This is a genomic window from Streptomyces brevispora (assembly GCF_007829885.1).
Lineage (GTDB): Bacteria > Actinomycetota > Actinomycetes > Streptomycetales > Streptomycetaceae > Streptomyces > Streptomyces brevispora.
The window spans coordinates 3,932,142-3,956,421 of record NZ_VIWW01000001.1 but is presented as its reverse complement, the minus strand read 5'-3'; the positions used below and the strand labels follow the sequence as shown (position 1 = coordinate 3,956,421).

Below are 24,280 nucleotides of genomic sequence, written 5' to 3'. Positions count from 1 at the left end.
TGTGCGCGGGGGTCAGGGGTGGAGCGAGGGCGCGTCCACGGAGCCGCTGCTCTGCGCGGGAAGGGCGGGGGCGCCGCCGCCCGCCGCGAACGGGAACTCGTTGATCTTGCGCCAGACGCTGTCCGGACCCTGCTCGTACAGCGCGAAGGAACCGCAGGTCCAGGCGGCCTCGTAGTCGCCGAGCTCCGCGTACGCCCGGTCCATCGCCTCTTCGGTGATGCCGTGCGCCACAGTCACATGCGGGTGGTACGGGAACTGGAGGTCGCGCACCAGCGGCCCGGAGGCGTCCCGGACCCGCTTCTGCAGCCAGGAGCAGGCCGAGGCGCCCTCGACGACCTGGACGAAGACGACCGGCGAGAGCGGCCGAAAAGTGCCGGTGCCGGACAGTCGCATCGGGAAGGGGCGGCCGCCGGTCGCGATCCCGGCGAGGTGCGCCTGGATCGCGGGCAGGTCGGCCGCCTCCGCTTCGGTCGGCGGGAGAAGGGTGATGTGGGTGGGAATGCCATGTGCGGCAGGGTCCCCGAAGCTCGCGCGCCGCTCCTGGAGCAGGCTGCCGTAGGGCTCCGGGACCGCGATCGAAACGCCGAGCGTTACGGTCCCCACATCGTTCTCCTCAATCCTCGATGGTCTGTTTTCAGCCAATCCTGGCCGCAAACTTCACGCCGCCAGTGTGCCGCCTGTGGAGGTGATAAAGCCAGGGTCCTTGGACTCAGTGCTTCGCCGGCAGCAGACCCATCCGGTCATAGGTCCGCGCCAGGGTCTCGGCGGCGACGGCCCGGGCCTTCTCCGCTCCCTTGGCCAGAATGGAGTCCAGCGTCTCGGTGTCGTCGAGATATTCCTGGGTGCGGGTCCGGAACGGTGTGACGAACTCGACCATGACCTCGGCGAGGTCGGTCTTCAGCGCACCGTAGCCCTTGCCCTCGTACTTCTGCTCCAGATCCGGGACAGAGGTGCCGGTGAGGGTGGAGTAGATGGTCAGCAGATTACTGACACCCGGCTTCTCGGCCTGGTCGAAGCGGATCACCGTGTCGGTGTCGGTGACCGCGCTCTTCACCTTCTTGGCGGTGGTCTTCGGCTCGTCGAGGAGGTTGATCAGGCCCTTCGGGGTGGCCGCCGACTTGCTCATCTTGGCGGACGGGTCCTGGAGGTCGTAGATCTTCGCCGTCTCCTTGAGGATGTACGGGTCCGGCACGGTGAAGGTGTCGCCGTAGGTGCCGTTGAACCGCTCGGCGAGGTTCCGGGTCAGCTCCAGGTGCTGGCGCTGGTCCTCGCCCACCGGGACCTGGTCGGCCTGGTAGAGCAGGATGTCGGCGACCATCAGCATCGGGTAGGTGAAGAGCCCGACGGTGGTGCGGTCGGCACCCTGCTTGGCGGACTTGTCCTTGAACTGCGTCATCCGGGACGCCTCGCCGAAACCGGCCAGACAGTTCATGACCCAGCCGAGCTGGGCGTGCTCGGGAACATGGCTCTGGACGAAGAGCGTGCAGCGCTCCGGGTCGAGCCCGGCGGCGAGCAGCTGGGCGACGGCGAGCCGGGTGTTGGCGCGCAGTGCCGCGGGGTCCTGCGGGACGGTGATCGCGTGCAGGTCGACGACCATGTAAAAGGCGTCGTGGGACTCCTGCAGAGCCACCCACTGGCGGACCGCGCCGAGATAGTTGCCGAGGTGGAACGAGCCTGCGGTGGGCTGGATTCCGGAGAGCACACGGGGACGTTCAGAGGCCATGGACATCATTGTCTCAGGTACGGAAGCGATCTCGGGCAGCCGGTGTATGAAAGGTGTGAGGACGCGGGAGAGGGTCCCGCCGCCGGACCGGAAGGAGACCGGAAGAGGCGCGGAGGAGGGCCGGAGGAGAGGCGGAAGAGGCGCGGAAGAGTCACGTAAGAGGGGCGGAAGAGGGCGCGCCTCGCCGTGGATGCCGACGGTGTGGGCGGCGCGGGCCGACCGGCCAGGGCGGAGAGCCCCCGGGAGCGGCCCGTGACGGCGGCCGGTCGATCTCCGACGCGGGCGGTGGGGCCACCACGACAGAGGAAAACGCGGGCGCGCCGTGCGGTGAAGGTTTCCTCGTGGGTGATCCGACCGACGATACAGAGAGGGCACACCAACCCGAGCCGCACGACGAACGGAGACCCCGTGTCGACCACGGAAAACGCCATCGCCTCCACCGAGGCGCACAGCGCGCACAACTACCACCCGTTGCCGGTCGTCGTCGCGACGGCCGAGGGCGCCTGGATGACCGATGTCGAGGGGCGGCGCTATCTCGACATGCTCGCCGGCTACTCGGCGCTCAACTTCGGTCACGGCAACCGCCGTCTGATCGACGCGGCCAGGGAGCAGCTGGAGCGGGTGACGCTCACCTCGCGGGCATTCCATCACGACCGGTTCGCCGACTTCTGTACGCAGCTCGCCGAGTTGTGCGGCATGGAGATGGTGCTGCCGATGAACACCGGGGCGGAGGCCGTGGAGACGGCGGTGAAGACCGCCCGCAAGTGGGGCTACCTGGTCAAGGGCGTCCCGCACGACATGGCGAAGATCATCGTCGCCTCGGACAACTTCCACGGCCGGACGACGACGATCATCAGCTTCTCCACGGACCACGAGGCCCGTTCGGACTTCGGCCCGTACACGCCGGGGTTCGAGATCGTGCCGTACGGGGACCTGACCGCGCTGCGGGCCGCGATGACGGAGAACACCGTGGCGGTGCTGCTGGAGCCGATCCAGGGCGAGGCCGGGGTGCTGGTGCCGCCGCCCGGCTATCTCCCCGGGGTCCGGGAGCTGACCCGCGAGCGGGACGTGCTGTTCATCGCGGACGAGATCCAGTCGGGTCTCGGCCGGACCGGGAGGACGTTCGCGTGCGAGCACGAGGGCGTCGTGCCGGACATGTACGTGCTCGGCAAGGCGCTGGGCGGCGGGATCGTGCCGGTGTCGGCCGTGGTGTCCTCGGCCGCGGTACTGGGGGTGTACCGGCCCGGGGAGCACGGGTCCACGTTCGGCGGCAACCCACTGGCGTGCGCGGTCGCGCTGGAGGTCATCGCGATGCTCCGCACCGGTGAGTTCCAGCAGCGGGCGACGGAGCTGGGCGACCACCTCCACCAGGAGCTGGGCCTGCTGGTGGGCGGCGGAGCCGTGGAGGCGGTACGGGGGCGCGGGCTGTGGGCGGGCGTCGACATCGAGCCGAGCCACGGCACGGGCCGGGAGATCTCCGAAAAGCTGATGGACCGCCGGGTGCTGGTGAAGGACACCCACGGCTCGACGATCCGGATCGCCCCGCCGCTGGTGATCAGCAAGGAGGACCTGGACTGGGGCCTGCAACAGCTCCGCGACGTCCTGCGCGGCTGAGTCCTCCGCGGCTGGGTCCTGGCGCGACTGGGCCCTCGACTGGGGCCTGCGTGAACGGGTCCTCGGCCGGGCCCTGGCGCGCCTGAGTGTTCGGCTGGGTCCGTGACTGGGTCCTGCGCGGCTGACCGCGTCCGTTGGGTGCCCGGCGGGTGGCAGGCGGGTGGCCGGGCGGCACCGGCCACCCCAGTAGAGTCCCCGTGTGCTCCTGGGGATGATCTGTGCGCTCGGTTCCGCGGTCTGCTTCGGCACGGCCTCCGTACTTCAGGCCGTCGCCGCGCGGGCCGCAGCCGAGCCGGGGGCAGGTGCGGGGGTCGATCCGGCGCTGCTGCTGCGGGCGCTGCGGCAGTGGCGTTACGTCGCCGGGCTCGCGCTGGACGGCCTCGGCTTCGTCCTCCAGATCATCGCCCTGCGCTCCCTGCCCATCTACGCGGTGGGCGCGGCCCTGGCCGCGAGTCTCGCCGTGACCGCGGTCGTCGCCGCCCGCCTGCTCCGGGTACGGCTGAGCGCCACGGAGTGGACGGCCGTCGGCGTGGTCTGCGCGGGCCTGGGCATGCTCGGGCTCGCCTCCGGCGGCGAGGGGCACCTGCCCGGCTCGGACGCGTTGCGCTGGTCGATGCTCGGTATCGCCCTCGGCATCCTGCTGATCGGCACGATGGCCGGACGGCTGCCGGAGCGGGCGCGCGCGCTGGTCCTGGGGCTCGGCGCGGGCTGCGGGTTCGGGGTGGTGGAGGTCGCCGTCCGGCTCATCGACGACGTCTCACCGGCCGCGCTGCTCACCAACCCTGCCGTGTACGCGCTGCTGGTGGGCGGCGGCTCGGCGTTCCTGCTGCTCACCTCGGCGCTGCAACGCGGCTCGGTGACGACGGCGACGGCGGGCATGGTCCTGGGCGAGACGATCGGACCCGCGCTGGTGGGCGTCATCTGGCTCGGGGACCGTACCCGCGAGGGCCTCGGCTGGCTGGCGGTGACCGGCTTCGCGGTGGCCGTGGCGGGCGCGCTGGCCCTGGCCCGCTTCGGCGAGGCCCCCGCGGAGGACGCGGCCGGGGACGCGCCTGCGGTGAGCCCGAGGTAGGGGCCCGGCGGCATCAGCTGCTGCGACAGCCACGTCGTCGGGGCCGCACGCGCTGGGGGCCTTGGCGAGCGTGAGGGCCCGGCCCCGGTCGTGGACCTCCCCGGCGAGGGCTTGGCGGCTGTGCGGGGCGAGGACGGTCGGCATCTCCAGGCTCGACCGCATCGAGGAGATGCTGGGACGCTTACCGGACCGCGTGTTCGCGTTCGACGAGTACGGCCCGCTCGGTATCCGCCCCACCACAGGAGCCGGCTGGGCTCCCGCACAAGCCCCCTCTCACAGCGGCCGACCCCTGCCGCCGCCACCTCGCGGCCGCCTCCGAGCGCGAATGACCCACCCACCCGGCGAGCCTTCCCGGTCAGAGCACCAGGCGCGGCCTCCGGGCACGGGGTTCTCTTCGCTGGTACCGCGCCACGACTGGTCCACCTCATGGCCGGACGGCTCGTAGCCCTCCGGGCATACGGTGTCTGCTCGCTTCTGGGTAGCCTGAGCAGAGTCGCGGATCCCGCGGTTCAGGCAGGTGAACAGGCCTGGTCTCCTTGGGAGTTGCCGACGTACGTGCTGGCTCAAGGCGCTGTCGTGGGCCGGCTCTGTTCGCGCCACGCCTTGGGCGAGACGCCGTAGGCCTGCTTGAACACCTTGCTGAAGTGGGTCGCGTCCACGAAGCCCCAGCACCGTCTGACGGCCTAGCCAGTGCTCCGACCGGGTCATCGAGACAGTCGCCCGCGACGCCTACGGCTTCCGCACCCCCGGCAACCAGCGCTTACGCACCCGCTGCGCGACCACCCGTCGAGCCCGTGGACTACTCGATGCCCGCTAATTTCGTTGAGCCCGCACCCTGCAATCGTGTTGGCTAGCGGCACCGAACTGTCGGTACCGCAGGTGCCCGCTCGGCTGTAGCAGGGAGTTGAACGTGCAGGACATTGTTGTCGACCCGGTTGCCCATAATCGGGCAGCCTGGGACAGATATGTCCAAGAGGGCAACGAGTGGTCGAGGCCGGTGAGCGCTGAGGATGTCGAGCGCGCCCGCAGGGGCGACTGGTCGATTGTTCTCATCGGGCATGAGCCAGTCGACCGCTCCTGGCTGCCGACGGACCTGACCGGCAAGGACGTGTTGTGCCTGGCCTCCGGCGGTGGCCAGCAGGGTCCGATCCTCGCCGCCGCAGGGGCGCGGGTCACCGTATTCGACAACTCACCCCGCCAGCTCGGCCAGGACCAGATGGTGGCGGCGCGCGACGGACTCGCTCTGCACACCGTTCTGGGCGACATGCGCGACCTCAGCGCCTTCGGCGACGCAGCATTCGACGTCGTATTCCATCCGGTCTCCAACCTGTTCGTACCAGACTTGGCGGCGGTGTGGCGTGAGTGCTTCCGTGTCCTGCGACCGGGCGGAACTCTGCTCGCGGGCTTCCTCAACCCTGATGTGTACTTGTTCGACCACGAGGCGCTCGACGAGCGCGGCGAGCTGATCGTCGTGCACAAGCTGCCCTACAGCGATGTCACGCAGTACTCCGCCGAGGAACGCGCCACGAAGTTCGGCGCGGATGCCGCTCTTGAATACAGCCACACCCTCACCGACCAGATCAGCGGGCAACTCGCCGCGGGGTTCGTCCTCACCGGCTTCACGGAAGCGCCGCACCAGTCCAACGCGTCCGCCCCATACATGTCGCACTATTTTGCGACGCTGGCGGTCAAGCCGGGCTGACCCAGCCGTGGGGCCGGCCGAGACGGCCGTGTCTCCGCATGGCCAAGCGGAGCGCTGTGCCGGCCCGACCCCCCACTGACTTCGCTGAGCCCCCTTGCGGGAGATGACGGGCAGGATCCGGCGTTCGCGCAGCGCGTCGCGGTTGGAGTGGGAGTCGTTGCCCTTGTCGCCGAGCAGGGCGTCGGGCCGGTGGCGGGACCAGTCGAGTTCGCCGGCCGCGCTCAGCTCGGCGAGCAGGACCCGGTGCAGCCGGTCGAAGACCCCTGCCTTCTGCGGCGTCGCGGCGGGACGTTCGCCGTGTCCGGCGGGAAGCCCCGCCGCGCGCCGGGGCCGCTCTGCATCGGTACGTGTCGGGCCCAGGCCCTCAGACAGCGCCGAACTCTCCGGCCTTGACGCCCGCCACGAAGGAGGCGAACGAGCCGGTAGCTACGTCCAGGACTGGGCCGGCCGGGGACTTGGAGTCACGGACGGGGACGATGCCGCGCGCGGCGACGAGGTTGGCGGCGACCTCGACGCACGTGCCGCCGTTGTCGCTGTACGAGGACTTGAACCAACTGGGGGATTCGGTCGTCACGGGGTGCCCTTTCGCGCACCCGGGTGTTTCGCTTCGCCGAGTCGAGGGGCCGGCGCCGGCTCTGGCCGGGACTGATCAGGGTTGCCGGTCGGCGGGTGCGGGTGTGTTTGCGGGCGTGGCTGTGTGAACAGTCCTGGTTCGGTCTCGTCGAGGAATCCGAGGCCAACGAGGCGTTTGAGCTCAGCGCGGGTGCCTTCGGTGCGCTCGGGCAGGAGCGGAAGACCCAACGATGAGCGATCGAGTCCGTCGCGCTTCCAGACATCGAAGTAGTAGCGCACCGCGCCGGTCGGCGGCAGGTCGTGTGGCAGCAGTTCCCACTGGCAGCCTGTTCGGGTCCGGTACCGCAGCGCTTTGACGATCTCCCGCATCCTGTAACGCTCCTGATGTCCGGAGCCCGAGGGATGCTGCGCCTTCCACGCTGCGATCAGCGGCTCGATCACCACACAATCCAACTAACCCAAAACGGCGGAAGACTTATTGCCCTCTCAGAACTCCCACCAGAGATCGATGCTCGGGTGGACTCGCTCGCGCAGGCAGCTTGAGTGCGAGTAGGCATGCTGCCGCACGTCACCGCCCCGCCGGATCGACCGCACCGAGCCTGAGTACGGTCGCCCCCTCGTCCTGATCAAGATCAATGATCAGGTAGCAGAAGCAGCAAGTGGGGTTCAGCTCCAAGATGCCCTCCCTGGCGGCCGAGCCGACGGCGCCGCCCACGTCGCCTCGCAGACCCTACGTCGAACGGACTCCGACATCGGGACAAGTCCTTACGGCCTCACCCGGGACTTCGCGACTGCCGCCCGGCCGTCAACGGTCCGGAACTGACCGCCGCCGCGCGATCCGCGGGGTGGAGGCGGAAGTCGGAGCGGGTGTCAGTCCTGGCTTTGGCGCATGGAGGGACGGATACCCGCGGCCACCAGGTCCGCGACGGCCGTCCTGGGGTCGGGGCCAGTGACCAGGGCCTCGCCGACCAGGACCGCGTCCGCGCCGTGGTCGGCGTAGGCGATCAGGTCCTGCGGGCCGCGCACCGCGGAGGCCGCGACCTTGACGATGTGATCCGGGATCGAAGGGGCGACCTTGGCGAAGGTGTCCCGGTCGACGTGGAGGGTCTTCAGGTTGCGGGCGTTGACGCCGATGACGCATGTGGGCCCGTGGTGCCGGTCGGCACCACGGGCGCACATGCGTACGCCGGCCCTCAGTCCCAGATGAGCCTGCCGTCCTGAACACGTCCCGCAGCGCGCTGCGCCCCCGCGGAAATCTGCTCCATGAGGACGGCCGTCTCGCTGAACAGAGCAGTCAGTGACTCGTGAACTCCGAAGGACGGCGCATCACCATCGCCGAACGAACCGATCCGGCCGCTGCGCACATCCAGGAACATGCCGTAACAGGCATCATCGTCCGAGACGATCGGAATCCACTGCTCGTGCCAGAAGGGAAACTCCGGATCGTCGGACGGGTCGTCGCGCTCGATCTCCCTCTTGAAGTGGTACGTCCGCTCCATGGCCGCCAGTCCCAGCACATCGCGGTTGCCGGGCACGACCCCTTCCGTGACACCAACAGGGCCGTTGTCGGCCCCGGATGCCAGGAGCCACGTCCGAAGCTCAACCGGGAAACCGACGCCCATGCGCTCCTCGGCCGCGGTGATCGCTGCCGGCGTGGCGGGAGCGAGGACCGACGACGCGGTCGCCGGTGCATTCGTCTCCAGCCAGTCCACCAATCGCTGCCACGCCGGCCGCACATCCCCCATGGTCATCCCTCTCCCGGACAGTTGCCTCACAGCGGACAGCGAGTCCGTCGCACCTGGTAGCGACGGCTCGGTGGCTCTTGAGGCGGTTGATTCCGCACTCGACCGCGTGCACGGCCCAGATGTCCGGGTGGCGGAACTCCCTCGACGCACACCCGGTCGTACGCCCTACTCCGGTGCCCGGAAGCCGCCGATCTCCCGCTCAAGCAGTTCGGCCAGCCGCAGCGGGGTGCGGTCCTCGAACATCGGCCCGATGAGCTGCACTCCCACCGGCAGACCCTCGGGGGACCGGCCCGCCGGTACGGCGGTGGCGGGCAGGCCGGGCATCGTGGGCAGACCGGCCCAGACGAGCTGGTCGAAGTAAGGGTACTCGGCGCCCTCGATGTCGATCCGGCGTTCCATCGGATTGGGGGTGTGGTCGTGCGGGAACGCCGGAGTGGGCGTGATCGGGCACACCACGGCATCGAACTCGGCGAACAGTTGCCGCCAGCCGTGACGGTGCAGTTCACGGCGGTTGTTCGCCTGGAGCCAGTCGCGGTGGCTGAACACCATGGCGCGCAGCCGTGCCGCGTCGAGACTCCGGTCGTCCGCGCTCAGACCGGCGGCACGGGTCCGCAGCCGGTCGTACGATTCGACGGGAAAACGCGCGACGGAGCCCGAGACCAGCAACTGGCTGTAGAGCGTCCCGGCCTCGGCCAGATCGGGCAGCAGCGGACTGTGCCGTTCGACGTGGGCGCCGCCGTCGACCAGCGCGTCGGCCACTCGGTTCACGCCCGCCCGCACCGCCGACCCGGTCGCAATGAGCGGATGCTCGTCGAGGACCAAGACCCTGAAGTCGCGAAGCCGTTCGTGGCGCGCGGGCGGCAACCTCAAGTGGTGCGCCACGCCGAACGTCAATGGATCCGGACCGGCCATGACGTCGAGCAGGAGCGTGAGGTCGCGGGCGCTGCGCGCCATCGGACCGACGACGGCGAGGTCGAGATCGACCGGCAGGGCCGGTGCGGACGGCGCGACCATACCGCGGTTGGCCACCAGCCCGAGTGTCGGCTTGTGCGCGTAGACACCGCAGAAATGCGCGGGGGTGCGCAACGAACCGGCGAGGTCGGAGCCGATGGACAGCGCGCCGAACCCGCACGCCAGGGCCGCCGCCGATCCGCCGGAGGATCCGCCCGGCGTGCGGCCGTGGTCCCACGGGTTGTTGGTGGTGCCGTGGATCTCGTTGAAGCTCTGGATGTCCTGCAGCCCCAAGGGCACATTGGTCTTGCCGAGCACCACCGCGCCGGCGGCCCTGAGCCGCGACACCTGTACCGCGTCCTCGTCCGGCACATGGTCCCGGTGTTGCGGCATGCCCCACGTCGTGGGCAGCCCGGCGATGTTGTAGGACTCCTTGACCGTCACCGGGATGCCGAGCAGCGGCCGGTCCTCGCCGCGGGAACGCGCCTGGTCGGCGCCGCGCGCGGCGGCCCGTGCGCGGTCGAAGTCCGGCACACAGATCGCGTTGATCGCCTTGTCGTCCCGCTCGATACGGGTGATCGCCTCGTCGGTCAGTTCCACCGAGGTCACTTCACCGGCGCGTAAAGCAGCCGTGAGTTCTTCCGCCGTTCGAAAACTCCACTCCATGATTTCGACCGTAACGGCCCCTTGAGCAGGCCACAAAGCACAACTTCGCGCAACGGGACGGACGCCTTCCCACGGCAGAATCCCAGCCCGGCCCGCCGTGCGCTGAGGTCCACACAGAGGTCATCTCACGGCAGCACCCGCACGAGCGCGTCCAGCGTGCCGGCCCAGGCGCTGTCGGTCGGGGTTCCGTAGCCGATGACCAGGGCCTCGCGTCGCACCTCGGCGTCCGGGTGGCGGAAGAAGGACAGCCCCTGCACCACCAGCCCCTGCCAGGCCGCCGACCGGACCACGTCCGCCTCGCTTCCCTCCGGGAGTTCGAGCACGGCGTGCAGCCCGGCGGCGATGCCGCTGACCTCGATGGACGGGGCCCGTTCGGCCAGCGCCGCGACGAGCTGGTCGCGGCGGTTGCGGTAGCGCAGCCGCATGGCACGCACATGCCGGTCGTACGCGCCGGAGGCGATGAACTCCGCGAGCGTCAGCTGGTCCAGCGCGCTGGACGCCCAGTCGCTCGGTCCCTTCGCCGCGGTGACCTCGCCGACCAGCGACCGCGGCACCACCATCCAGCCCAGCCGCAGCCCCGGTGCCAGGGACTTGCTGGTCGTGCCCAGGTACACGACGCGCTCGGGGTCCAGTCCCTGGAGTGCGCCGACCGGCTGGCGGTCGTAGCGGAACTCCCCGTCGTAGTCGTCCTCCAGGATCAGGCCGCCGGTGGAACGGGCCCAGTCGACCGCCGCGGCCCGCCGGTCGGGGTGGAGCGGCGCCCCGGTCGGGAACTGGTGCGCGGGGGTCAGCAGCACCGCGCCCGCGCTCCGCATGCGGTGGAGTTCGCCGGTCCGGGAGCCGAACTCGTCGAGCGGCAGGCAGGGTATGCGCATCCCGGCCTCGGTGAGCAGGCGTGTGTGCACATCCAGCCCGTACGACTCGACGGCCACTTCCCGTACCCGGCGCTCCCGCAGCACCTTCGCCATCAGCGTCAGACCGTGGAGGAAGCCGGAGCAGACGACGATGCGTTCGGGGTCCGCGTACACGCCGCGGGCCCGTGCCAGATAGCCGGCGAGCGCGGTGCGCAGTTCGACGCGGCCGCGCGGATCGCCGTAGCCGAAGGCGTCGTTGGGTGCGGCGGTGAGGGCCCGCCGGGCCGCCTTGAGCCACGCGGCGCGGGGGAACGTCGCCAGGTCGGGCGAGCCGGGCAGCAGGCTGTAGGCGGGGCTGGTGCGGGGCTGCCGGGAACGCGGGACCCTGGTGGCAGCCCGGCGGGGTTCGGCGCGCTGCGCGACCCGGGTGCCGGAGCCCTGCCGGGCGGTGAGCCAGCCCTCGGCGACCAGTTCCGCGTAGGCGTCGGCGACGGTGTTGCGGGCGATGCCGAGGTCGGCCGCCAGGGTGCGGGACGACGGCAGCCGGGTCCCCGGTGCCAGCCGGCCCGTCCGGGCCGCCTCGCGCAGGGCGTCGATGAGGCCGGCCCGCAGTCCGGTGGCGCCGGCCGGGTCGATGTGCAGGTCGGCACCGAAAGTGGCCCAGGCATCTGTCATGCAAATGGACCATACCGCTGCGCCACTCAGCGCGTAGCGTCGTATCCATGACGACGAACGCGCACAGCCACGCAACCTCCGAGTACACCACCGAGCACACGCCCCGCATGCAGTGGAGCGAGCACGCACCCGAGGTCTACAAGGCGATGGCCCGCCTGGAAGCCGCGTCCCGCAAGGGGCTCGACCCGGTCGTGGCCGAACTGGTGAAGATCCGGTCCTCGCAGCTCAACCACTGCGCGTTCTGCCTCGACATGCACACCAAGGACGCCCTCGCGGCGGGTGAGTCCGCCCAGCGGATCATGCAGCTCAGCGCATGGGAGGAGTCGCAGCACTTCTACACGCCGAAGGAGATCGCGGCGATCGAGCTGACCGAGGCGGTGACCGTCCTGACCGACGGTTTCGTGCCGGACGAGGTGTACGCGAAGGCCGCGAAGCACTTCGACGAGACGGAGCTCGCCCACCTCATCGCCGCGATCATCACGATCAACGCCTGGAACCGGTTCGCCGTGACCACCCGTATGGTCCCGGGCCACTACACCCCCGGCGACGTCCACAGCTGACCGGCCGCCCCCGTACGCCCGTCCCGCAGGACCGCGGACGGGCCGCGGAGCGCCTGACCGCGGCCCGTACGGGAAACACCACGCCCCCGGCAGCGACTGACAGTTGCCGGGGGCGGAGGCGTACTCGCGAACGGGTGAAGACCGAACGGGTGAAGACCGAACGGATCAGGCCGAACCGATCAGGCCGAACGGATCAGATGAGGCCGAGCTCGCGGACCGCGTCGCGCTCCTCGGTGAGCTCCTTCACCGACGCGTCGATGCGCGCACGGGAGAACTCGTTGATGTCCAGGCCCTGGACGATCTTGTACGTGCCGTTCTCCGTGGTGACCGGGAACGACGAGATGATGCCCTCGGGGACGCCGTAGGAGCCGTCCGACGGGATACCCATGGACGTCCAGTCGCCGGCGGCGGTGCCGTTGACCCAGGTGTGCACGTGGTCGATGGCGGCGTTCGCGGCGGAGGCGGCCGAGGACGCGCCACGGGCCTCGATGATCGCGGCGCCGCGCTTGGCGACGGTCGGGATGAAGGTGTCGCCCAGCCACGCCTCGTCGTTGACGAGCTCGGCGGCGTTCTTGCCGGCGATCTCCGCGTGGAAGATGTCCGGGTACTGGGTGGCCGAGTGGTTGCCCCAGATCGTCAGCTTCTTGATGTCGGAGACGGCAGCACCGGTCTTGGCGGCCAGCTGCGAGATCGCGCGGTTGTGGTCCAGCCGGGTCATCGCGGTGAAGCGCTCGGCCGGTACGTCCGGGGCGGCGGCCTGCGCGATGAGCGCGTTGGTGTTGGCCGGGTTGCCGACGACGAGGACCTTGATGTCGTCCGCGGCGTTGTCGTTGATCGCCTTGCCCTGCGGCTTGAAGATGCCGCCGTTGGCGGAGAGCAGGTCGCCGCGCTCCATGCCCTTGGTGCGCGGGCGGGCGCCGACGAGCAGGGCGACGTTCGCGCCGGCGAAGCCGACATTGGCGTCGTCGGTGATCTCGATGTCGCGCAGCAGCGGGAAGGCGCAGTCGTCGAGCTCCATCGCGGTGCCCTCGGCGGCCTTCAGACCCTGCGGGATCTCCAGGAGACGCAGATTGACCGGCACGTCCGGGCCGAGCAGGTGGCCGGAGGCGATGCGGAAGAGCAGCGCGTAGCCGATCTGGCCGGCTGCGCCGGTCACGGTGACATTCACGGGAGTGCGGGTCATGGCGATCTCCGTTAGACAGCTGGCGGTGAGGGCTCCTGGCCCCTGGTGCTGGACATCCCTGAATCTTGATGTGAAGAGATATCCAGCGATCAGGCTATCCGACCCGGAACCCCGCGGCTGCCCAGCCCCCTGTGGCACCGCACACAACCGGTCACTCCCCGCTCACCCCGTTCGTCGACTCAACCGGTCACCGGCTCAGCCGGTCGCTTCGGTCGTGCACCCCTTCGTGCCGGTGGCGAGGGTGGCGCACGCCTTGACGTCGGCGACCCGCTTCACGGCGACCATCGGGGTGTACGTGTCCGCCGAGGCGGACACCGTGCCGTCCTGCCCCGCCCCGCCCGCGCTGATCCGAATGGTGTCGCCGGTGGTCGCCTTGGTGATCCGGGCCCACGCCGCCGCACAGGTCTCGCTGTAGCGCACCTCGACGAGGCTTCCGCCGACGGTGACGCTGGAGACCGTACGGACGTACTCGCCGCCGCAGCCCATGTCCTCGGGGTCCTGCCCGGCGCAGTCGGAGCCGCTGCACCCGACCCCGGCCGGCAGCTTCGGCGCACTGGTCGTCGGTGTCGGGGAAGGGGCGGCCGCCTTGTCGCCGTCGGGGTCACCGCCCGAACCGGTCAACAGCACCGCACCGGTCACCACCAGCAGGGCGCCCACCACGGCCGCCGCGATCACGAACGGTTTACGGCGGCCGCCGTCACGGCCCCGGCTCCGGCCACCGTCACCGCCGCGATGCGCGGGCGGCAGGCCGGGCCCCGCACCCATCGGCGCGTTCGGCCAGGCCTGCGGCTGCTGCGGCACAGTCCCGCGCTGGACCGGTACGGACGGAGCGTGGCCCCCGCCGCTCGCGCCCGCCCCGCCCTCGGCCATGCCGGCACCGCCGGAGGGGCGGCTCCTGCCGTGACCGCGCGACTGCTGCCCGGTCTCGCCGAGTGCCTCCCGCGCCTGGACTATCCGGATGCCTTCCATCGTCATGTCGTGGCGCATCTCGGCACGGCTCCAGGCCCGTTCCGCCAGCTCCCACATGGTGCTCAGGTGTACGTGATTGGTGCCCGTCACCTCGGCCAGCGCGGCTATGGCCCCCCTGGGGGCGAGCAGCCGCCCGTTCAGGTACCGCTCCCATGACGTCTTGCTGTATCCCGTACGGTCGGCCAGCGCGGCGACGCTCAGGCCACTGCGGTCGACGAGTCTGCGCAGCTGGCCGGCGAATTCCCGGATCTGTGGGTCGAGTTCCTCCGGCAGTGCCTTCCAACGAGGCATTACTTCCCCCTGCTTCCACTCACTTCGTTTCGGCTTCCGCTGCCCCCGGACCTGCCCGGCACATCGCACACCGCCCTGCCCCGGTCCGGAACCGGTGGTCCTCCGTTCCGGACTACCCAGGTGGATGTGCGAACGCAGACTGCCAGTTCCTGGGGCGGGAGCGCACGGTCGCACTCGGAAGTCCGGCGCGCACCCTCGCGCGCCTTCGCCTCGCCCCGCCTGCTCGTCTGCCGCCGGTCCGGCCAGTCTGCCATCGTTGCGTGACGATCACACCGTGGCGGAATGGTCACTTCCGTGCCACAGGCCACAGCCATCCCTTGATCAGGCGCGCCCCGACGACAAGGCTGGAGTCAGGACGGGGCAAGGCCGCTCAAGTCGCCACATTCCGGAGCTTTTCGCTCCGGTGTGCCCCGTCCCCGGCGTCCGTCCCTCCTCGGGGGAGGGGACGGACACCGGTTCCACGGTCCGGTGCGGCCGCACCGGTTCAGTGATCCGGTGCGGCCGCACCGGTTCAGCGGATCGTGAAGTGGACCGCGTTCTCCAGGAACGGGATGTCCAGCCACGGGCTGGGCTGCGCCATCAACGAGAGCATCACGATGAGGACGCCCAGCAGTCCGTACGTCACCAGGTCGGTGAAGCGGGAACGCACCGCGAGCATGCCCACCGAGGGGACCAGGAGGCGGAGCACCGCGCCCCCGATGAGCGCCACACCGATCAGTATCGTGCCGATCCTGAAGGCTCCCTCGAAGGGGTCGGTGGCCACGATCAGCAGGCCGATGCCGGCCGTGCAGAGCACCGCGAGCAACGGCCACTGACGGGCGGGGGCCGGAGCGTCCCCGCCCGCCGCCCGGCCGCCGCCCTCGGGACGCGCGGTGTCCTGGGTGAACAAGGGCGCCTTCCGCGACCGGCCCGCCGCGGTGGTCGCGGCGGTTCCGGGTGCCGGGTGACTGCCGGTGCGGCCGGCCGACGCGTCGTCCGGGGCCTCTGCCGCGCCATCGCCCGAAGCCGCCGGCCCTCCTTCGACCGGCGCCCCTGCGGCCGGGGCATCGACCGCGTCATCGGCCGGAGCCTCGGCCGCGCCCTCGGCCTGCTCGGCGGCCGGTCCGTCCGCAGCGGCGGCGGCCCGGTCGGCCGGACTCGTACCAGCACCCATGGGGGTTCCTTCCGGATCTGATCAGCCTGCGGACGGGGCGGAGTCGCGTTCGGCGGCCTCGACCACGTTGACGAGCAACTGGGCGCGGGTCATCGGGCCGACACCGCCCGGGTTCGGTGAGATCCACGCGGCGACCTCGGCCACCCCCGGGTGGACATCGCCGACGATCTTGCCGTTCTCGTCCCGGCTGACGCCGACATCGAGCACGGCCGCGCCCGGCTTCACGTCCTCGGGCTTGATGATGTGCGGCACACCGGCGGCGGCCACGATGATGTCGGCCTGCCGCAGCTGGGCGGAGAGGTCACGAGTACCGGTGTGGCACTGGGTGACCGTGGCGTTCTCGGACTTACGGGTCAGCAGCAGCGGGATCGACCGGCCGATGGTGACACCGCGCCCGACGACCACGACATGCGCCCCGTTGATCTCCACACCGTGGTGGCGGAGCAACTGCACGACACCCTGCGGGGTGCAGGGCAGCGGGCCCGTCTCGTTGAGCACGAGCCGGCCGAGGTTCATCGGGTGCAGGCCGTCGGCGTCCTTGGCCGGATCCATCAGTTCGAGGACGCGGTTGGTGTCGATCCCCTTGGGCAGGGGGAGCTGCACGATGTAACCCGTGCACTCGGGATCGGCGTTGAGCTCCCGTACGACGTCCTCGATCTCCTCCTGGGTGGCGGTGTCGGGGAGTTCGCGCTGGATGGAGCCGATGCCGACCTCCGCGCAGTCGCGGTGCTTGCCGTTCACGTACCACCTGCTGCCCGGGTCGTCCCCCACCAGCAGGGTTCCGAGGCCGGGGGTGACACCCCGGGCCTTGAGGGCCGCCACGCGGACGGTGAGATCGGACTTGATCGCGGCTGCGGTGGCCTTGCCATCGAGAATCTGGGCAGTCATGGGGGCATTCTCGCGGATGACCCCACCCGCGGACCAATTCCCGGTGCCCGTAATGGACACAAGGTTGCAATTGGACAACTTCACGTACCGGTAACTGGACAAACTTATGGTGCGCTTATAACCATGAAGAACGCAGTGCCGCAGAAGTACCCGGGGGGCGGACCGCTGACGTTTTCTTTCCTCCGTGCGGCCGCATTCGTCCCCGTACGTCCGTTGGAGGAACACCCCAGATGAGCTTCGGCGACCCGAACCCGAACCCGAACAACCCCTATGGGCAGCAGCCCGGCCAGCCGCCGCAGGGCCAGCCCGGCTACGGCTACCCGCAGACCCCCGGCATGCCGCCGCAGGGCCAGCCCGGCTATGGCGCCCAGCCGCAGTTCGCCGGCTGGTGGAGCAGGTTCGCCGCCCTGCTGATCGACGGCGTGATCATCGCCATCCCGTACGGCGTCCTCATCGGCATCGGTGCCGGCATAGGCGGCGGCGCGGGCTCCGCGATAACCATGCTCGGCCTCATCGTCGGCATCGGACTCGGCCTCTTCAAGCTGTACAAGGAGGGCACCACCGGGCAGTTCATCGGCAAGAAGGCCCTCGGCATCAGCCTGCTGCGCGAGGCCGACGGCCAGCCCCTGGGCTTCGGCATGGCGTTCGTCCGTTACCTCGCCCACTTCGTGGACAGCATCGCCTGCTACATCGGCTGGCTGTGGCCCGCGTGGGACGCGAAGAAGCAGACGTTCGCCGACAAGATCTGCTCGACCCTGGTCGTCAAGACCGGCTGACCTGCTCGCAGACAGACCCGAGGGCCGTAACCCCGCGCGATCCGCGTGGAGTTACGGCCCTCAGTCGTACCGTGCGCACGGCTCAGTACCGTGCAGCGGCTCAGCACCGTGCAGCGGCTCAGCACCGTGGTGCGAGCGGCTCAGTACCGTGGTGCGAGCGGCTCAGTGGAAGAAGTGCCGGGTGCCCGTGAAGTACATCGTCACGCCCGCCTTCTTCGCGGCCTCGACGGCCAGCTCGTCCCGGACCGAACCGCCCGGCTGTGCCACGGCCTTGATACCGGCCGCGGTCAGGATCTCCAGCCCGTCGGGGAAGGGGAAGAAGGCGTCGGAGGCCGCGTACGCGCCCCGCGCCCGCTCCTCGCCCGCCCGCTCGACGGCGAGCTTCGCGGAGTCGACGCGGTTGACCTGGCCCATGCCGACGCCGACCGAGGCACCGTCCTTGGCGAGCAGGATCGCGTTGGACTTGACCGCGCGGCACGCCTTCCAGGCGAAGGAGAGCTCCTTGAGCTCATCGGCGGAGAGCGCGTCGCCGGCGGCGAGCGTCCAGTTGACCGGGTCGTCGCCGTCGGCCTGGAGGCGGTCGGTCACCTGGAGCAGCGCGCCGCCGTCGATCGGCTTGACCTCGACCTCGGCCGACGGGGCCTCGGGGCAGCGCAGCACGCGGATGTTCTTCTTGCGGGACAGGACCTCGACCGCGCCGTCCTCGTACGCCGGGGCGACGATGACCTCGGTGAAGATCTCCGCGACCTGCTCGGCCATGGCGACGGTCACCGGACGGTTGACGGCGATGACCCCGCCGTACGCCGACAGCGGGTCGCAGGCGTGCGCGTTGCGGTGCGCCTCGGCGACGTCGTCGGCGATCGCGATCCCGCACGGGTTGGCGTGCTTGATGATCGCGACGCACGGCTCGGCGTGGTCGTACGCGGCCCGGCGCGCGGCGTCGGTGTCCGTGTAGTTGTTGTACGACATCGCCTTGCCGTGCAGCTGCTCGGCACCGGCGAGGCCGCCGGTGCCGGAGGTGTAGAGCGCGGCGGGCTGGTGCGGGTTCTCGCCGTAGCGCAGGACGTCCTGGCGCTCGTACGTCGTACCGAAGAAGTCGGGGAAGCCCGAGTCGTCGGCGGCGGCGTAGTCGTCCGCGAACCAGGAGGCGACGGCCACGTCGTACGCGGCGGTGTGCTGGAAGGCCTCGGCGGCGAGCCGCTTGCGGGCGGTCAGGTCGAAGCCGCCCGCCGCGACCGCGGTCAGCACGTCGGCGTACCGCTCGGGGCTGGTGACGACGGCCACCGACGGGTGGTTCTTGGCGGCGGCGCGGACCATCGAGGGGCCGCCGATGTCGATCTGCTCCACGCACTCGTCGGCCGAGGCGCCGGAGGCGACGGTCGCCTTGAACGGGTAGAGGTTGACGACCACCAGGTCGAACGGTTCCACGCCCAGCTCGGCGAGCTGCTCGCGGTGCGCGTCCAGACGGAGGTCGGCCAGGATGCCGGCGTGGACGCGCGGGTGCAGCGTCTTGACGCGGCCGTCCAGGCACTCGGGGAAGCCGGTGAGCTCCTCGACCTTGGTGACCGGCACTCCGGCGGCCGCGATCCTCCCGGCGGTGGAGCCGGTGGAGACCAGCTCGACACCGGCCTCGTGCAGACCGCGGGCGAGGTCTTCGAGCCCCGTCTTGTCGTAGACACTGACCAGGGCGCGGCGGATGGGCTTATTCACCGACATGATCGAGATGAACCTTTCGTCCCTCAATGCGATAGCCGTCACGGGCGAGCCGACCCACGGCCTCGACGAGCAGCTTGCGCTCGATTTCCTTGATGCGTTCATGGAGAGCGGCTTCGCCCTCCGGGGTGTCCTCTTCGGTCACCTCGACCACGCCCTGCGCGATGATCGGACCGGTGTCGACGCCGTCGTCGACGAAGTGGACGGTGCACCCGGTGACCTTCACGCCGTACGCGAGCGCGTCACGCACGCCGTGGGCACCGGGAAAGCTGGGGAGCAGGGCGGGGTGGGTGTTGATGAACCGGCCGCCGAACCCGGCGAGGAACTCCTTGCCCACGATCTTCATGAACCCGGCGGAGACGACGAGGTCCGGGCGGTGCGCGGCGGTGGCCGCGGCGAGCGCGGCGTCCCACTCCACCCGTGACGCGTGGTCCTTGACCCGGCACACGAAAGTGGGGACTCCGGCCCGTTCGGCCCTCTCCAGACCGGCGATGCCGTCGCGGTCCGCACCGACCGCCACGACCTGGGCGCCGTACCCCTCGGGGTCGTCGCCGATCGCGTCGAGCAGCGCTTGGAGGTTCGTACCGGAACCGGAGACCAGCACGACCAGTCGGGCCGGAGCGGCAGAGGAGAGCGGGGAGGCCACGGCTGGGCCCTTTCTCACGTGTGGAGCAGTTCGAAGCGGCCGCACCGCCTGCCACATCGCGGGAGCAGCGGCACGGCGGCCATGTCGTTTGTACGGTCATACGAAAGAATCACGCCCCCCGATACGGGGAACTCTACGAACGAGCCGACCGTCAGCAACGATACCGGCACCTCCCGAGGCCCTTGTGTGACGGGGGTGAGGGACCGGTGGCGCTCCGGCTCATGCGGTGGCGCGCACTCCGGGCGGCAGATGCCGGCCACGACGCCCGTACTCCCCGCTTTCGGCCCCTCGTCGCTGGGAGGTAGCGTCAGGGGACAGCGAACCGTCCCACAGGGCGGAAATGACGAGATGGGGAAGACGTTCACCATATGCCGGACCGACGCCGCCGCACCGCCTTCCGCCACCCGCTGCCCGAGCGGGCCTCACTGCTGATGCGGGAGCGCCAGTCCCCCACGCCGGGCTCCTCTTCTTCCTCCTCCTCTTCTTCACCTTCGCCGTCCGGGTCCTCCGGGTCCTCGGGAGCCGGACGCAAGGACGACAACCCCTTCGCGCCGCCGCCGGAGAACCGCCCCGACCAGCCGTGGCAGCCGCGCCGGCCGGTCAACAGCGGTACGAACGGCACCAACGGCAGCGGTGAGAACAACGGGGACGGCGGGGATGCGCCCGAGGGCGGCTCCCCCGACGACCGCCCCGTCTGGGGCAGTCAGTGGAGCAGCCACCAGCCCGGACGCCAGAGCGGCGGCTTCGGCGGGCGGCCCGCCGGACCCGCAGGGCCGAACGGACAGGGCGGCGGCCGTGGCGGCCCGGAGGGCGGCAAGTCCGGCGGTACGCGCTGGGACCCGACGGACCCCGTCCAGCGCCGGGCGCGCTACTCGCTGCTCGCCGGTATGTGGGCCTTCTTCTTCGCGATCTTCGATCTGCCGGAGATCGCCCTGCTGCTGGGCGCGCTCGCGACCTACTGGTCGATCAGCGCGCTCCGGGCCAAGCCGAAGGACCCGTCCGCGGCAGGGGATACGGCCGGATCGGCTGCGGCTTCGGGTTCGGGTTCGGCCGCGTCTTCGGGTTCGGGTTCATCTTCGGGTTCGGGTTCGGCTCAGGGAGTGGCCGGTGAGGGGCAGTCCACCGGGTCCGTCCACGCCCCGGGATCCCCCGCGGCACCGGGTGTGCCGGGCACCGCGTTCGCGCAGCGCGGGAGCCGGCAGCAGACGACGGCCGCGGTCAGCGGTCTGGTGACGGCGCTGATCGCTCTGTCGATCGTCGCTACGTCGTTCACGGTGCAGCTGGTCTACCGCGACTACTACACCTGCGTGAACGACGCCCTCACCAAGTCGGGCCAGCTGTCCTGCAACGATCTGCTGCCCAAGCCGCTGGAACCCCTCTTCGGCGTCAAGAAGTAACGTCCGGCGGGCGGACCGGTCCGGCCTCCGCCGACCGGTCCGCCCGTTCGTCGACCGCACTCGCGCGCCAGGGACCGGCCGGCAGGAAGTCGTACAGCTCGATGTCCTCGTCGGCTGGGTCGCCCCGGCCGAACACGGACACGGGCACAGGCGTGTGTGCGGGTGCGGGGCCGTGCCCAGGTACGGGTGCGGGGCCGGGTACGGGGTCCGTTTCGGCGTTCGGGCCGTCCGGTTCCGCCTTTCGACGGCTCCGCCACGGCCACCACCTGCGGCCGGTGGGCGTGGCCCCCTCCCCCGGTTCTCCGGGTCCGGGCGCCACCACCGCCGCTTCCGGCTCTTTCGCCTCGTCCTTTTTCGTCCCGTCGGTGCTGTCCGGTCCGGCCGTCGCCCCGGCAGTCGGCTGCTCGGGTGCGATACGTCCGCGCAGCCGCCAGGCCCGCAGCAACAGTGCCGCCGGGACTCCGAGCGCGGCCGTCCACGCCAGGGCCGCGGCCCCCGTCAGCCACCACACGGGCCCGAACTCCGCCAGTGCCCGGGTCCCCAGCGGTCCCCCGGCCGCCGCCGCCAGCAGCGCGGTGCCGATCCCGCACCCCACCGCTCCCAGCGCGGCCGTGAACGCGGTCTCCCGCCGGCTCCACGCGCCCTCGCGCGCACCCTGGGCGGGCGCCGCCCGTCGTGCGGTGAACCAGGCGACCGTCAGCGCCGCCGCGACCGGGACCGCCGAGGCCGCCCAGTTCAGCGGCGAACCCGCGCCCTCGGCCGGCATCGCGGCCAGCAGCGGGAAGTCCGGCAGCGCCGGGCGGCCCGCGAAGGCGCCCGGGGTGACCGTGGACGCCGTACCGAGCGCGAACCCGGACCCGAGCCCGTACGCCGCGCCCCACACCGCCGCGTTCGGCACCAGCAGCAGCGCGAGGAACAGCACCGCCCACCTCCCGGCCCAGTCGCCGGAGAGCCGCAGGAACGACTCCTGCACCGGATTCGCGTGCCACACCAGCGCCGCCGCGACCACCAGCGCACCCCCACCCAGCAAAACCGTCACCCCGGCCGCCGCGGACCGGCCCACCACCTCCGCCCGCCGCGCGAACCGGGAGCGGGCCATCGCCTCGTGCAGCCGCACCGGCGCCCAGAAAGGCGGCGGTCCGAGCGGGCGCCCGGAGGCCGTCCACACCCCGGCCGCCGCCGCGCCCGCCACCACGAAGGCCGACGGGAACAGCAGGGACAGCGGCTCGGCGGACAGCGAGGCGCCTCGCGCGTAGAGCGCCACCACCGCCCCGACCAGCAAATATCCGCCCGTCACCAGGCCGAACGCGCCCCGGGGCGAGGGTGCGCCGCGCCCTTCGTCGGGCTCCAGCACGTCCCTCACCGCACGGTGCACCAGCCAGACCGGCAAGACGCCGAGCAACAGGGGAACGACACCGATGGGGGCAGGGGTCCCGGTCAGCGTGCCGGTTCTGATCAGTTCCGCGCCATGGGCCAGCAGCCAGAGGCCCGCAGCCGTGTGAAGGGCCTCGCCCGGACCACTGTCGGAGGCCGGGGAGCTGATCCACAGCACCATGACGAGCACCAGGACGGAGCCCAGTCCGAGCCCCGCGGCAAGCACCCCGCGCAGCAGCGCCGAGGCCAGTACGGCGGGCCGCGTCCGCTCTGCCGACAACAACGGGCTGTGTTCGGTCACTTGGGTCACGCCGCAATGCTGCCAACGACACGCGCTTATTCGATGTAACGGGCGAATGACGGCCGTGTCGCTCAATATACGGTTATGTACTTTTTTACCCAGTGCAGGCCGGGCGGGGAGCCCTCATGACACAGAGCACGACCGGCACGGCAGCCGCCCATCCGCTCCCCCCGCCCAAGGAGCTTCGCAGGCTGCGGGAGGCGAAGTCGCTGAGCGAGGAGCAGGTCGCGGCGGCCGTAGGGGTCACCCGCGCCACGGTCCGGGCCTGGGAGACGGGCCGCACCAGCCCGCGCGGGCGCAAGCGCGAGGCGTACGCCAGGCTGATCGGAACCGGTGACGCCGACGCACTCACGCCGGGTGCCCCGAACAAATGGTCAACGGATGACGCCGCACGGGCTGCCGGGGCGCCGCCCAAGACCGCCCCCACTGCCGGTTCCGGCCGTGACACCGGTTCGGGGTCCGTGGCCGCTGCGGCCGCTCCGGCCACTACGGCTCCTGCAGATCCTGCTGCTTCTGCGGCCTCTGCGGCTTCCGAGACTGATGCCGAGATCGAGGCCGGGCCCTCGGCCGCCGAGGCGTTCGACGCCCTGTACCGGCACAGCGCGGCCGCACTGTTCCGCCAGACCTATCTGCTGACCGGCCGCCGCGGCCTCTCCCGCGAGGCCGTCGGCAAGGCCTTCGGCCTCGCCTGGCAGCGCTGGCCGGAGGTCGCCGTGGACCGTGACCCGGTGGGCTGGGTACGGGCCGCCGCCTACGATCACGCGATGGCGCCGTGGCACCGGTTCCGCCGCGAACACCGGCACCTCGACCCGCCGCCCGAGGCGCCGGGCCCCCGTGCGCTGCTCGACGCGATGCTGGCCCTGCCGCCCTCGTACCGTCGCACGCTGCTGCTCCACGACGGTGTCGGGCTGGGGCTGCCGGAGACCGCGGCGGAGACAGAGGCGAGCACTCCGGCGGCGGCGGGGCGGCTGATGACCGCTCGGGCGGCCGTCGCCGAGCGCGTGCCCGAGTTCGCGGAGCCGTCGACACCGGCCGAGCAGTCCGCACTGCTGCACGAACGCCTCGGCGCCCTCGCCCTCGCCCAGCCCGCGTCCTCGCTGCCGGTCCCGGAGCTGATCCGTACGTGCAGCGAGCGCAAGGCACAGCTCTGGACGCGGGCGGCCATCGCGTTCACCGTGCTGCTGATCGGCCTGACGCTGATCGCCCTGGCCACGGCCCCGAGAAAGTACGAGCCACCCCGGTCGCCCGCGCAGCAGGTCGGCGGGGTGCCACCGCTCGGGGGTCCGCAGAAACTGACCCCGCAGACCGAGAAGCTGCAGAAGAAGCTCGGCGGCGAGCTCGTGCACGGTCCGGCCCGGCTGGTTCCCCGAGCGGGCTGAGCCCGCAGGACCTACGCAAGGACGCGGGCCCGAACCCCCCGATCGGGGGGTTCGGGCCCGCGTCCTTGCGTACGG

21 protein-coding genes and 2 pseudogenes are annotated in these 24,280 nt (G+C 71.0%); 7 read left to right on the top strand and 16 right to left on the bottom strand.

All coding sequences use genetic code 11. The features are described 5' to 3' along the window. Positions 1 to 12: 12 nt before the first annotated feature. Both FHX80_RS18545 and trpS read right to left on the bottom strand, forming a co-directional pair. On the bottom strand, positions 13 to 603 hold the full coding sequence (locus FHX80_RS18545) for a 2'-5' RNA ligase family protein (RefSeq protein ID WP_145765188.1): 591 nt from the start codon (positions 601 to 603) through the stop codon (positions 13 to 15). A gap of 106 nt (positions 604 to 709) precedes the next feature. After that, the gene (gene trpS, locus FHX80_RS18540) at positions 710 to 1,723 is read right to left on the bottom strand and encodes a tryptophan--tRNA ligase (protein WP_145765187.1); all 1,014 of its coding nucleotides are present in this window, start codon (positions 1,721 to 1,723) and stop codon (positions 710 to 712) included. Positions 1,724 to 2,131: 408 nt separating this feature from the next. Here trpS and rocD point away from each other — a divergent pair, with 408 nt between their 5' ends. Next, entirely contained in the window at positions 2,132 to 3,337 is a 1,206-nt protein-coding gene (rocD, locus tag FHX80_RS18535; RefSeq protein WP_145765186.1) for an ornithine--oxo-acid transaminase, read from the top strand. A gap of 211 nt (positions 3,338 to 3,548) precedes the next feature. Next, a complete protein-coding gene (locus tag FHX80_RS18530) occupies positions 3,549 to 4,409 on the top strand; it encodes a DMT family protein (RefSeq protein WP_145767372.1) in 861 nt (286 codons plus the stop codon). A gap of 563 nt (positions 4,410 to 4,972) precedes the next feature. On the opposite strand, the pseudogene FHX80_RS18520 reads toward FHX80_RS18530, so the two are convergent. Continuing rightward, positions 4,973 to 5,092: pseudogene (locus FHX80_RS18520) on the bottom strand (AraC family transcriptional regulator); the annotation flags it as partial. Between the two features lie 227 nt (positions 5,093 to 5,319). On the opposite strand from FHX80_RS18520, the gene FHX80_RS18515 reads away from it, so the two are divergent. Then, complete coding sequence (locus FHX80_RS18515; protein ID WP_145765184.1) at positions 5,320 to 6,111, top strand: class I SAM-dependent methyltransferase; 792 nt, start codon at positions 5,320 to 5,322, stop codon at positions 6,109 to 6,111. Positions 6,112 to 6,475: 364 nt separating this feature from the next. Here FHX80_RS18515 and FHX80_RS18510 read toward each other — a convergent pair whose 3' ends face one another. From FHX80_RS18510 to pdxR, 6 genes and pseudogenes are all read right to left on the bottom strand, one after another. Beyond that, positions 6,476 to 6,685, bottom strand: coding sequence for a DUF397 domain-containing protein (locus tag FHX80_RS18510; RefSeq protein WP_145765183.1), 210 nt, complete (start codon positions 6,683 to 6,685; stop codon positions 6,476 to 6,478). Next, entirely contained in the window at positions 6,682 to 7,125 is a 444-nt protein-coding gene (locus FHX80_RS18505; protein ID WP_167523569.1) for a transposase, read from the bottom strand. Before FHX80_RS18505 ends, FHX80_RS18510 begins: the two co-directional genes overlap by 4 nt. A 429-nt stretch (positions 7,126 to 7,554) precedes the next feature. Next, positions 7,555 to 7,821 (bottom strand): annotated as a pseudogene (locus tag FHX80_RS18500) (indole-3-glycerol-phosphate synthase TrpC); the annotation flags it as partial. A gap of 56 nt (positions 7,822 to 7,877) precedes the next feature. Then, positions 7,878 to 8,396 carry an SMI1/KNR4 family protein gene (locus tag FHX80_RS18495; protein WP_167523568.1) on the bottom strand — a complete coding sequence of 173 codons (519 nt, stop codon included), beginning with the start codon at positions 8,394 to 8,396 and terminating at the stop codon, positions 7,878 to 7,880. Between the two features lie 198 nt (positions 8,397 to 8,594). Continuing rightward, positions 8,595 to 10,046, bottom strand: coding sequence for an amidase (locus tag FHX80_RS18485; protein ID WP_145765179.1), 1,452 nt, complete (start codon positions 10,044 to 10,046; stop codon positions 8,595 to 8,597). Between the two features lie 125 nt (positions 10,047 to 10,171). Further along, positions 10,172 to 11,575 (bottom strand): MocR-like pyridoxine biosynthesis transcription factor PdxR, encoded by a 1,404-nt coding sequence (gene pdxR / locus FHX80_RS18480; RefSeq protein WP_145765178.1) that lies wholly within the window; start codon positions 11,573 to 11,575, stop codon positions 10,172 to 10,174. 47 nt (positions 11,576 to 11,622) lie between these two features. Between pdxR and FHX80_RS18475 the strand changes: the two genes are divergently transcribed. After that, positions 11,623 to 12,135 carry a carboxymuconolactone decarboxylase family protein gene (locus FHX80_RS18475; protein WP_145765177.1) on the top strand — a complete coding sequence of 171 codons (513 nt, stop codon included), beginning with the start codon at positions 11,623 to 11,625 and terminating at the stop codon, positions 12,133 to 12,135. 193 nt (positions 12,136 to 12,328) lie between these two features. Here FHX80_RS18475 and FHX80_RS18470 read toward each other — a convergent pair whose 3' ends face one another. The 4 genes from FHX80_RS18470 to FHX80_RS18455 all read right to left on the bottom strand — a co-directional run bounded on the left by FHX80_RS18470 (position 12,329) and on the right by FHX80_RS18455 (position 16,619). Then, positions 12,329 to 13,318 (bottom strand): malate dehydrogenase, encoded by a 990-nt coding sequence (locus tag FHX80_RS18470; RefSeq protein ID WP_145765176.1) that lies wholly within the window; start codon positions 13,316 to 13,318, stop codon positions 12,329 to 12,331. 195 nt (positions 13,319 to 13,513) lie between these two features. After that, positions 13,514 to 14,578: a helix-turn-helix domain-containing protein gene (locus tag FHX80_RS18465; protein ID WP_145765175.1), complete on the bottom strand. Its 1,065-nt coding sequence runs from the start codon at positions 14,576 to 14,578 to the stop codon at positions 13,514 to 13,516. 511 nt (positions 14,579 to 15,089) lie between these two features. After that, positions 15,090 to 15,731 carry a DUF3017 domain-containing protein gene (locus FHX80_RS18460; RefSeq protein WP_145765174.1) on the bottom strand — a complete coding sequence of 214 codons (642 nt, stop codon included), beginning with the start codon at positions 15,729 to 15,731 and terminating at the stop codon, positions 15,090 to 15,092. 21 nt (positions 15,732 to 15,752) lie between these two features. Next, positions 15,753 to 16,619, bottom strand: a complete 867-nt coding sequence (locus tag FHX80_RS18455; RefSeq protein WP_145765173.1) for a bifunctional methylenetetrahydrofolate dehydrogenase/methenyltetrahydrofolate cyclohydrolase — start codon at positions 16,617 to 16,619, stop codon at positions 15,753 to 15,755. A 230-nt stretch (positions 16,620 to 16,849) separates the two neighbouring features. Here FHX80_RS18455 and FHX80_RS18450 point away from each other — a divergent pair, with 230 nt between their 5' ends. Beyond that, a complete protein-coding gene (locus FHX80_RS18450) occupies positions 16,850 to 17,395 on the top strand; it encodes an RDD family protein (protein WP_145765172.1) in 546 nt (181 codons plus the stop codon). A gap of 162 nt (positions 17,396 to 17,557) precedes the next feature. On the opposite strand, the gene purH is transcribed toward FHX80_RS18450, so the two are convergent. Together purH and purN are read right to left on the bottom strand one after the other, a co-directional pair. After that, positions 17,558 to 19,111, bottom strand: coding sequence for a bifunctional phosphoribosylaminoimidazolecarboxamide formyltransferase/IMP cyclohydrolase (gene purH / locus FHX80_RS18445; protein ID WP_145765171.1), 1,554 nt, complete (start codon positions 19,109 to 19,111; stop codon positions 17,558 to 17,560). Next, positions 19,098 to 19,754, bottom strand: coding sequence for a phosphoribosylglycinamide formyltransferase (purN, locus tag FHX80_RS18440; protein ID WP_208764682.1), 657 nt, complete (start codon positions 19,752 to 19,754; stop codon positions 19,098 to 19,100). The genes purH and purN overlap by 14 nt, the downstream gene beginning before the upstream one ends. A gap of 368 nt (positions 19,755 to 20,122) precedes the next feature. Here purN and FHX80_RS18435 point away from each other — a divergent pair, with 368 nt between their 5' ends. Further along, on the top strand, positions 20,123 to 21,151 hold the full coding sequence (locus FHX80_RS18435) for a hypothetical protein (protein ID WP_145765169.1): 1,029 nt from the start codon (positions 20,123 to 20,125) through the stop codon (positions 21,149 to 21,151). On the opposite strand, the gene FHX80_RS18430 is transcribed toward FHX80_RS18435, so the two are convergent. Continuing rightward, positions 21,141 to 22,826: a cell division protein PerM gene (locus FHX80_RS18430; RefSeq protein WP_244318600.1), complete on the bottom strand. Its 1,686-nt coding sequence runs from the start codon at positions 22,824 to 22,826 to the stop codon at positions 21,141 to 21,143. The two genes, FHX80_RS18435 and FHX80_RS18430, sit on opposite strands and share 11 nt — an antisense overlap. Positions 22,827 to 22,951: 125 nt before the next feature. Here FHX80_RS18430 and FHX80_RS18425 point away from each other — a divergent pair, with 125 nt between their 5' ends. Next, positions 22,952 to 24,205, top strand: a complete 1,254-nt coding sequence (locus FHX80_RS18425; protein ID WP_145765168.1) for a helix-turn-helix domain-containing protein — start codon at positions 22,952 to 22,954, stop codon at positions 24,203 to 24,205. Positions 24,206 to 24,280: the final 75 nt, after the last annotated feature.

Coding starts and splice junctions, on each gene's coding strand:
- FHX80_RS18475 (WP_145765177.1), top strand. CDS start 11,623: ATGACGACGAACGCGCACAGCCACGCAACCTCCGAGTACACCACCGAG.
- purH (WP_145765171.1), bottom strand. CDS start 19,111: ATGTCGGTGAATAAGCCCATCCGCCGCGCCCTGGTCAGTGTCTACGAC.
- trpS (WP_145765187.1), bottom strand. CDS start 1,723: ATGGCCTCTGAACGTCCCCGTGTGCTCTCCGGAATCCAGCCCACCGCA.
- FHX80_RS18470 (WP_145765176.1), bottom strand. CDS start 13,318: ATGACCCGCACTCCCGTGAATGTCACCGTGACCGGCGCAGCCGGCCAG.
- FHX80_RS18435 (WP_145765169.1), top strand. CDS start 20,123: ATGCCGGACCGACGCCGCCGCACCGCCTTCCGCCACCCGCTGCCCGAG.
- FHX80_RS18485 (WP_145765179.1), bottom strand. CDS start 10,046: ATGGAGTGGAGTTTTCGAACGGCGGAAGAACTCACGGCTGCTTTACGC.
- FHX80_RS18460 (WP_145765174.1), bottom strand. CDS start 15,731: ATGGGTGCTGGTACGAGTCCGGCCGACCGGGCCGCCGCCGCTGCGGAC.
- pdxR (WP_145765178.1), bottom strand. CDS start 11,575: ATGACAGATGCCTGGGCCACTTTCGGTGCCGACCTGCACATCGACCCG.
- FHX80_RS18530 (WP_145767372.1), top strand. CDS start 3,549: ATGATCTGTGCGCTCGGTTCCGCGGTCTGCTTCGGCACGGCCTCCGTA.
- FHX80_RS18455 (WP_145765173.1), bottom strand. CDS start 16,619: ATGACTGCCCAGATTCTCGATGGCAAGGCCACCGCAGCCGCGATCAAG.
- FHX80_RS18465 (WP_145765175.1), bottom strand. CDS start 14,578: ATGCCTCGTTGGAAGGCACTGCCGGAGGAACTCGACCCACAGATCCGG.
- FHX80_RS18450 (WP_145765172.1), top strand. CDS start 16,850: ATGAGCTTCGGCGACCCGAACCCGAACCCGAACAACCCCTATGGGCAG.
- FHX80_RS18425 (WP_145765168.1), top strand. CDS start 22,952: ATGACACAGAGCACGACCGGCACGGCAGCCGCCCATCCGCTCCCCCCG.